The sequence below is a fragment of the Mannheimia sp. genome (genome assembly GCF_056854775.1).
Genome location: NZ_JBXGGI010000080.1, coordinates 1 through 8,013, shown reverse-complemented (window position 1 = coordinate 8,013; position 8,013 = coordinate 1). Strand labels below are relative to the sequence as shown.

Sequence of the window (8,013 nt, the reverse complement as noted above, 5' to 3'; positions counted from 1 at the left end):
CGTGGCTTGGAGGTCGAGGCGTGGGCTTGATGGGCAATCAACCTGTTTTAGTAACAGGCTTACTCATCGGCACGATTATTGGCGTTGCATTATTTAAGGGAGTCCCCGTTGGTCCACTCATCGCGGCAGGCATTTTATCGTTGATTATTGGGAAAGCATAGCAGGAAGCGTAATGAAAAAGAATTTGCGAAAAAATGAAGAAAATCAACCGTTTGTAAAACTGGAAAATATCACAACGAGCGATTTTCGTCGCCTACTTGGCAGATTAAAAGGAGCAGAAAATATTAAAAATGAAGCTAACAAGCGGTCAGTTTTAGACGAAATTTTGCAAGATCTAACCGCTTGCCAAGCTCGCTTTTTTATCCGCCAAACCCACGCCCAAAATCTAAAAATTGACTATCCGGATCTGCCTGTTTCCGCTCGCCGTGAGGAAATTTTAAAGCTGATTGCTGAAAATCAAGTGGTCGTAATTGCTGGTGAAACCGGTTCGGGTAAAACCACCCAATTACCGAAAATGTGTTTGGAACTCGGACGAGGCGTAAAAGGATTAATCGGACATACTCAACCCCGCAGAATTGCAGCTCGATCTGTGGCAACCCGTATTGCTGAAGAGCTGAAATCAGAGCTGGGCGAGACTGTCGGTTACAAAGTCCGTTTTAACGATCAAGTAAGTGAAAACAGCTTAGTTAAACTGATGACAGACGGTATTTTACTGGCTGAAATTCAGCACGACCGATATCTTAATCAATATGATACGCTGATTATCGACGAAGCCCACGAACGTTCGCTGAACAACGATTTCATCTTGGGCTATTTAAAACAAATTCTGCATAAACGCCCTGATCTGAAAGTAATCATTACCTCAGCCACCATTGATGTAGAACGCTTTTCCAAACATTTTAACAATGCCCCTATTATTGAAGTGTCTGGGCGAACCTTCCCTGTTGAAGTTCGCTACCGACCAATTGTAGAAGAAGAGGAGCAAGACCAATTACAAGGTATTTTAAATGCCGTTGATGAGCTACAATCTGAAGGAAGAGGCGATATTCTGATTTTTATGAACGGCGAACGGGAAATCCGTGATACCGCCGAAGCTCTACAAAAGCAAGAGCTCCGCCATACCGAAATTCTGCCACTTTACGCTCGCTTATCAGCTACGGAGCAACAACGAATTTTCCAGCCGAGTGGTGGGTTAAACCGCATTATTTTAGCCACTAATGTAGCGGAAACCTCACTGACAATCCCGAATATTAAATATGTAATCGACACCGGCACGGCTCGTATTTCCCGCTACAGCTATCGCACCAAAGTACAACGCTTACCGATTGAACCGATTTCCCAAGCCTCTGCTAATCAGCGAAAAGGGCGTTGTGGGCGTATTTCGGAAGGGATCTGCATCCGTCTCTATTCAGAAGAGGATTTCAACGCTCGTCCGCAATTTACCGATCCGGAAATTTTACGAACCAACCTCGCGTCTGTCATTTTGCAAATGACCTCGCTCGGGCTGAGTGATATTGCATCTTTCCCATTTGTCGATGCACCTGATAGCCGTCAAATTCAAGATGGGATTAGGTTGTTGGAAGAGTTGCAAGCAATTATTCCTAACCGAAACGGAGCTCGCCTGTCTACACATAAATTGACACTAATCGGTAAACAGCTCGCTCAACTACCTGTCGATCCTCGTTTAGGCAGAATGATTATTGAGGCATCGAAAAACGGTTCATTGCACGAAGTAATGATGATCGTTTCCGCTCTCTCTATCCAAGATCCGAGAGAACGCCCACAGGAGAAACAACAGTCCGCAGACGATAAACATCGCCGCTTTGCCGATAAAGAGAGCGATTTCTTGGCATTTGTGAACCTTTGGCATTTCATTCAAACGCAACAAAAAGAGTTATCGAAAAATCAATTCCGCAATCTCTGCCGTAAGGATTATTTAAACTATAATCGTGTGCGGGAATGGCAGGATATTTACCACCAACTCCGTCTAGCCGTGCGTGAAATGGGGCTAAAAATTAACAGTGAAGCTGCCACTTATCAGCCGATTCATACTGCCCTTCTCACAGGGCTACTCTCGCATATCGGTTTGAAAGATAATGAGAAAATGCACTATTTAGGGGCAAGAAATGCTCACTTCTTCATTTTCCCGAACTCCGTGCTTTTCAAAAAGCAGCCGAAATGGGTAATGGCAGCAGAACTGGTAGAAACCACCAAACTTTGGGGACGAATGGTTGCTCGCATTGAGCCGGAATGGATTGAGCCATTGGCAGTACATTTAACCAAATCCAGTTACAGCGAACCACACTGGGCGAAGTCCAAAGGAGCGGTGATGGCATCTGAAAAAGTGTCGCTATTTGGCATTCCGATTGTAACAAATCGCCCTGTTAATTATGGCTCAATTGACCCAAGCATCAGCCGTGAAATTTTTATCCGCTCAGCACTGGTGGAAGGTGAATGGCATAATAATTACAAATTTTTCAAAGAAAACAACCGCTTGATCCGCGAAGTAGAGGCAATGGAGCATAAATCTCGCCGCCGTGATATTTTAGTGGACGAGCAGGTACTGTTCGAATTTTACGATCAACGAATAGGTACAGAGGTAGTGTCTGCCAAACACTTTGATACTTGGTGGAAAAAGGCTTCGAAAAGCGATCCTGAGCTACTGAACTTTGAAAAATCGTTCTTGATTAACGACAATGCTAACTTGGCGAGCGAGTTGGATTTCCCGAATTTCTGGTATCAAGATAATCTTAAATTAAAACTTAGCTATCAATTTGAGGTGGGTAAAGATCACGATGGCGTAACGGTGCATATTCCATTGCCATTACTCAACCAAGTCGAGCCTGATGGTTTCGACTGGCAAATTCCGGGGCTTCGCCACGAGTTAATCGTTTCTTTGATCAAAAGTCTACCAAAGTCATTACGCCGCAACTTTGTGCCAGCTCCTAACTATGCTGATGCCTTTTTAGGGCGAGTTGAGCCGTTTAAAAAACCATTATTGGAAAGTTTAAGCTATGAGCTTCGTCGAATGACCGGCGTATTGGTTGAGGCTGAACAGTGGGACATCAGCCAACTACCGCCGCATTTGCGAATGACCTTCCGTGTGGTAGACGACAAAGGCAAAAAATTACAAGAGAGCGAGAATTTAGACGAGCTGAAATTTGCTCTCAAAGATGAAGTGCAGAATACGCTTTCAAATATCGCTGATGACGGCATTGAGCAAAGCGGTGTGCATATTTGGAATTTTGCCGAGTTACCGCAATTCTACGAACAGAAGAAAGCCCATTTCAGTGTGAAAGCCTACCCTGCGATTGTCGATGAACAGAGTGCAGTGGGCGTGAAACTATTTGAAACGGAATTTGAACAGGCTCGGGCAATGCAGGCTGGTTTACGCCGTTTATTGTTGCTCAATGTGCCTTCACCAATCAAATATCTACACGAAAAACTACCGAATAAAGCTAAGCTCGGCTTATATTTTGCCCCATTCGGCAAAGTGATAGAACTGATTGACGACTGTATCGCCTGTGCAGTGGATAAGTTGATTGGGGAATTCGGCGGTTTTGTATGGACTGAGGAGAAATTCAACGAACTGCACGAATATGTACGAGCAAATCTTAATGATACTACTGTTGAGATTGCAAAACAGGTTGAAAAATGTTTAACGTTGGCGTATGAGCTGAATAAACGCCTAAAAGGCAAATTGGATTTCACAATGGCATTTGCGTTAAGTGATATTAAAGCCCAAATTGATGGATTGATTTATCCGGAATTTGTAACCAAAACCGGCTATCAAAGGTTAAGCGATTTACACCGCTATTTAACCGCCATTGAACGCCGTTTAGATAAACTGGTAGTTGATAGCAATACTGACCGAGCCAAAATGTTACGCGTCGAACAAGTCCAAGAAGCCTATAAGCAACTTTTAAGCAAACTGCCAAAATCTAAGCCAATGCCTGATGAAGTGCAGGAAATTCGATATATGATCGAGGAACTACGGGTCAGCCTATTTGCTCAACAGCTTGGTACAAAGTATCCGATTTCTGATAAGAGAATTTTAAATACAATTAATGATCTAAAAAAATAACTATCAGCCTTACTATTTGCTAGAAGGAGGAATATGCAAATTGCATATTCCTCCTTTTTATATTCTAAAAGAAAGCAAGCTTGCTACATTTAATCTATTATTTTCAATAAAAACAAAAAATATGCTAAATAATTAATACAATATTTTTGATCCTTATCAATAATATATGATAATTATTTGCAATAATATTTTATAGGTCTAAAATACCCTTCCTAAAATTAAGGAGATAATAAAATGCTTAAAACAAAACCCTATTTTCATAAAAGTTTGATTGCTATCAGTTTATCTAGTTTTTTATCTGTGGCTTATGCACAGCAGCAACAAATAAATAATCCTCATTCTCTTGTTAATTTATCTGAGCAAATAAGTGCAAAATATAGTGGGAAAAACGTCAAGTTAGGGGTATTAGACGGTGGATTTATAGTTAAGCACCCATTTTCCGGTAAAAGAATTACGCCATTAAAATTCCAATTAACCACACCAGAAGGCGAATTACGCACCTATGATCCAACTTACCCTCAGCTTGAAGTTACTAAAACGGAAAAAGAGGGGCAACCAGCACTACAAATAGGGTACGAAGTGCACGGTGCAAGTGTTACTGGCGTGATATCAGCAAAATCAGATGAAAAACTTGGATTTAAAGGAGGTATTGCTAAAGATGCAGATGTTTACATTTCTACCAATACACGTAAACGAAGTCTAGAAGAACTTTTGGCAGAAGCTAAAAAAGAGCAAGAAGGTGAAGAACAGGATGAAAAAGAACCTAGTTTAAGTGAATTAGCCGAATCTGACTTATTAATTGGTACCGATAAAGATATGGTATTTGAACGTTCAGAATGGGCAACTGCATTAAATAAACTTATTGATAAAAAACTTTTTGCTATTAACAACAGTTGGAATATTGATCCTGTCAGTGATGATATCAAGGTAATTGATAAATTTTATCAACCCGTAAAGAAATCTACAGATCACCCTCTAATTCAAGCATTAATGAATGCAAAAGAGAAAGATGCACTACTTGTGTTCGCAACAGGTAATGAAAAGAAAAAACAACCTGGTGTAATGGCGATGATGCCACGCTATTTCCCAGAATTAGAACGTATATATCTTGCAGTTGCTGCTGTTGATAATAAGAAAAAAATTACTGAATATTCTAATCACTGTGGTGTGAGTAAAAACTGGTGTTTGACTGCACCGGGAGATTTGCACGCCCTAAATGCAACACCTGATGAAAATAAAAAACCAATATATAGCCTTCTAGCATCTAACGGCACATCTATTGCTGCTCCCGTTGTTACAGGAGCATTGGCAATAGTGAAGGAAAGATTTGATTATCTTACCCCTTCACAAATTCGTGATACTGTACTCACTACATCAACCGACTTAGGGGAAAAAGGTGTTGATAGTGTATATGGTTGGGGGCTTCTAAATGTAGAAAACGCACTTAGTGGACCTATGCAATTTTTAAGTGATGAAGCAGTTAATGCTTCCCGAGATGATCGTTGGACAAATAATTTCTCTAGCCGATTTAAATTTACAAAAACAGGAAATAAATCCTTAAGTCTTGATGGTAATAATACCTTTACAGATCTTTCTGTTGAAAAAGGTGAGCTAGACTTAAATGGTAAAACAACCGCGAATAAAATCACTAATAATGCAACTTTAGGTGTAAATCATACCACTATCAAACAAAGTTATACTTCATCTAATGATAGCCAATTAACTGTTTTAGGAAAGATTGGGGTAGTTGCTCAAGGGCAAACAACGGTTCAATTAGCAGGCTCTCTTAAAATTGATGATCGGTTAACAGAAATAGCAAAGGCGGGAGACATCTCTGCTAATGTACTACAACTAAAAGACAACTCTTCTTATCAAGGAGGTTTTGATCATCTGTCTGAAAATACGAATTTAACTGCTCGCGGTTTAAGGCAGGATCTTTATTTTAATAACAAAGGCATTGTTGCAAAAGTAAACAGCAATAAGCCAATTACAGATAAATATACCGATGCAAACGGGCAGACAGGATTACATTTGCTAAATAATTTAAGAAATAGCCCGCTTGCTTATCGTCGCGGTTTTTATAATGATTGGCTTCAAGGTGCATTAGAACATAATAAGTTAGATGATCTTCATTATGCTGTATCTAACCATATTTACGCTGAAAGCATTGAGCTACTGCGTAGCCAAAATGCAAAAGGTTTAGAACAAGCTCAACATAATCTTTTTATAGCGTATCATTCTCCGCTAAAAACCAATGTATGGACAGGACACCTACATCAAAAACAGTCATCTAATGATAAGAATAATATGGAGATCAAGCAACATCAGTCCCTATTAGGTGTAAGCCATAAATTAAATGATAAAGCATTATTAACCGTACAGTTCTCCCAACAAAAAGATAAGCTAAATAAACTATATGCAGAATCAGAATTGAAGCAAACTACACTAAATCTTGGCTTACGTTATGATTTAGCAGATCGTTGGTTCAGTGAAACAGCGATACAATTTGGGCGTCAAAAATATCGACAAACTCGCCAATTTAAAAATGAGCAGTTAGGAAAAGCAGATAATAGAGGTTCAAGTGTTGGTGGAGAAATTCGACTTGGTTATCAATTTATACCAAATCAATGGATTATTGAACCAAGCCTTGGGTTACAATTGACACAAACTAAAATGAACAACTTGAATGAAACTGGTGTATTAGCCTCTCGTACAAAATCTATTCGCTACAATGACGTGAATGTTGTACCAAGTGTAAAATTACAACGCAAATTCCAATTTGATAATGGGAGTATTTCTCCATATATTGGCTTAAGTTATCTCCACAGATTAAATGGGAAAACCACCAATATTAATAGCCAAATTGCAGACTATACTCTTCATAGTCAAGCGAAGATTAAACGTTCAAACTACTTAAATAGTGAAATTGGAGCGAAATTACAATATAAAAATTGGTTTGCCTCCGCTAATTTGAGCTATGATCGTTTTAAATCTACTCACAATTTAGGCTGTAATGCATACATCAGATTAAATTTCTAAATCTCACTTAAAATATTTGGCATATCACAGTATATGCCAAATATTTCTTCCTGAATTTATCTAAAACTCTAGAAAACAATAACACTTAATTGTCAATATTATATGGAAAGCACTTTTAACACCCCTACATTTATTGAATTATTTCCAAACGAGAAAAGATTTACAAAGCTATTAAGAGAATATTTACGTTATCATCTGCATAAGATATGGTGTTCTTCTCAATGCTATGAGTTAAATAATTACCTTACTAATAATCCTTTATGGGCGGAATTATTCAAACAAAATTTATATCGCTTTAATACGTTACTCGAAACCTATTGTGATAAGAAATTCAATAAGAAAGAACGATTAAATGCAATTATCACTCACTTTAATTGTGCAGAAAAATTATTTGGAGCTGCTTATTGTAATCAGTTAGTAAAAGATAGAGAAATATGTTTAATTAAACTAAGTGATGAATTAAGCCTCTACCTTAGTATTAACCAAATAGATCCACAAGAAGGTTTTTTCTCACTCAATATTCAAAACAACGAAAAAGAACATATTTATGATGCCTCTTTTACCCTTTTAAGTAAAAATCAGTTATTGATTTCATCTATTCAAGGACCCAATGCTGAACTCTCTCAGTTATTAATTAAATCTGCAACTAAACAATTATATGGTGTTCGTCCAATGTTTATGTTAGTAAATATATTTAAGCTAATAGCTCAATATTTTAATTTAGAACCTTTAGGTATTCATCATAAAAACCAAGCAAAATATCGTTGGAATGATCACTCTAAATTATTATTTAATTACAATCTATTTTGGCAAGAAAATGGAGGGACATTAAATTCTAATAATTATTGGCGATTACCTATCATACTTGAGAAAAAAGAACTAAGCACAAT

At 38.2% G+C, this 8,013-nt stretch carries 4 protein-coding genes; all 4 read left to right on the top strand.

Annotation, left to right across the window (positions count from 1 at the left end; genetic code table 11):
* Positions 1-161: DUF441 family protein (locus ACJHV0_RS05855; RefSeq protein ID WP_483133644.1), on the top strand; the 161-nt coding region annotated here is incomplete at its 5' end.
* Between the two features lie 11 nt (positions 162-172).
* Complete coding sequence (gene hrpA, locus ACJHV0_RS05850) at positions 173-4,084, top strand: ATP-dependent RNA helicase HrpA (RefSeq protein WP_483133643.1); 3,912 nt, start codon at positions 173-175, stop codon at positions 4,082-4,084.
* Positions 4,085-4,318: 234 nt separating this feature from the next.
* The gene (locus tag ACJHV0_RS05845) at positions 4,319-7,123 is read left to right on the top strand and encodes a S8 family serine peptidase (RefSeq protein WP_483133642.1); all 2,805 of its coding nucleotides are present in this window, start codon (positions 4,319-4,321) and stop codon (positions 7,121-7,123) included.
* Between the two features lie 102 nt (positions 7,124-7,225).
* A partial coding sequence (locus ACJHV0_RS05840; protein ID WP_483133641.1) for a DUF535 family protein occupies positions 7,226-8,013 on the top strand: 788 nt, incomplete at its 3' end.

Coding starts and splice junctions, on each gene's coding strand:
- hrpA (WP_483133643.1), top strand. CDS start 173: ATGAAAAAGAATTTGCGAAAAAATGAAGAAAATCAACCGTTTGTAAAA.
- ACJHV0_RS05845 (WP_483133642.1), top strand. CDS start 4,319: ATGCTTAAAACAAAACCCTATTTTCATAAAAGTTTGATTGCTATCAGT.